Genomic DNA, 1,553 nt, shown 5'->3' with positions numbered 1-1,553 from the left:
CCCTGTCTGTCAGGGTGAGTTGAGGCCAGGGGTTCATAGCAAGTCCGCCGGACAGGGCGAGTTCAGGATCGAGAAGTGTTGAATACTGCTGTTGACGTCGTGACGGCCCAGGATGGGGTCATGAGTCGCAAGAAGGGCCCTCGTTCGGACGGGCCGCGTGCCCGTCGGTCGTTCACCCCGGGGCAGAAGCTGGAACTGTTGGCGGGTTACGAGCAGGCCGTCGCGGCTGGTGAGGGCGGGGCGTTTCTGCGGCGGGAGGGCTTGTACTCGTCGTTGATGTCGGAGTGGCGGCGGGCCCGTGACGCCGGCCTGTTGCAGGGCAAACCGGCCGGTGAGACGGTCGGGCGGCCGTCGGCGGAGCAGGCCGAGATCGCCCGGCTGCGGCGGGAGTTGGCGCAGGCGCAGGCGAAGCTGGCGCGGACCGAGACGGCGTTGACGATCATGGGAAAAGCACGAGAGCTCTTGGAGGACATCTCCAGGAGCGAGCCGGACGGTCCGGACGTGTTCGGGCTCGGCAAGCGCTGATGGCCGCCTACCGGGAGTTGACCAGCACCGGCACCACGACTCGGCAGGCGGCGGCGATGACCGGGATCGCCCGGTCCAGCGCGGACCGGGACCGGCGCCGGCCGACACCATCGCGGCCGGCCCGGCGGACGCCGGCGAACGCGCTCAGCCCGAGCGAGCGCGGGCAGGTCCTGCGACTGTTGAACAGCCCGGAGTTCGTCGACGCCGCTCCGGCGCAGATCTACGCGGCGTTGCTGGACCAGGGCGTGTACGTGGGCTCGATCGCCACCATGTACCGGCTCCTACGCGACAACAAGCAGGTCCGCGAGCGTCGCCGGCAGGCCCGGCACCCCGCCAGGCAGCGTCCCGAGCTGATCGCCGACCGGCCGGGGCAGGTCTACACCTGGGACATCACGAAACTCGCCGGACCGGTCAAGGGCGTCTACTACGACGCCTACGTGATGATCGACATCTACTCCCGGTACATCGTCGGCGTCCGCGTGCACGCCCGCGAGTCCGGTCCGCTCGCCGAGTCGATGATGCGCGAGGTGTTCGGCACCCACGGTGTCCCGCACGTCGTGCACGCCGACCGGGGCACCTCGATGACCTCGAAATCGGTCGCTGACCTGCTCGAAGACCTTCAGGTGACCCGCTCGCACTCCCGACCGAAGACCTCCAACGACAACCCGTACAGCGAGGCCTGGTTCAAGACGTTGAAGTACGCGCCGGTCTTCCCGGACCGGTTCGCGTCCCTGGCCCAGGCAAGGGCGTTCATGACCGAGTTCGTAACCTGGTACAACCACGCCCACCGGCACTCCGGGATCGGGCTGCACACCCCCGCCGACGTCCACCACGGCCGCCACCACACCGTCCGCGCCAACCGCCAGGACACCCTCGCCGCCGCGCGAGCGGCGCACCCGGAACGGTTCGGCACCACCCAACCCCTACCCAAGATCCTCGACCTGCCCAACCAGGTCTGGATCAACAAACCCGAACCAGAACGGCAGGCCGCTTAACTCCCGCTGGCCTCAATCCCTTGACATGTTCCG

General features: G+C 68.6%; 1 protein-coding gene. It reads left to right on the top strand.

Annotated features, from left to right (window positions below; genetic code table 11):
• Positions 1 to 75: 75 nt before the first annotated feature.
• Positions 76 to 1,520, top strand: a protein-coding gene (locus IF06_RS0131670) for an IS3 family transposase (RefSeq protein WP_420063450.1) whose coding sequence is annotated in 2 segments (ribosomal slippage) — positions 76 to 451 and positions 451 to 1,520 — 1,446 coding nt in all. Because the reading frame shifts where the segments join, the coding sequence is not laid out codon by codon here.
• Positions 1,521 to 1,553 lie beyond the last annotated feature (33 nt).

Origin of the sequence: Micromonospora globosa (assembly GCF_000717585.1) — a bacterium.
GTDB lineage: Bacteria > Actinomycetota > Actinomycetes > Mycobacteriales > Micromonosporaceae > Micromonospora > Micromonospora aurantiaca.
The sequence above is the reverse complement of the archived record's forward strand: the minus strand, read 5'-3'. Positions and strand labels throughout refer to the sequence as shown.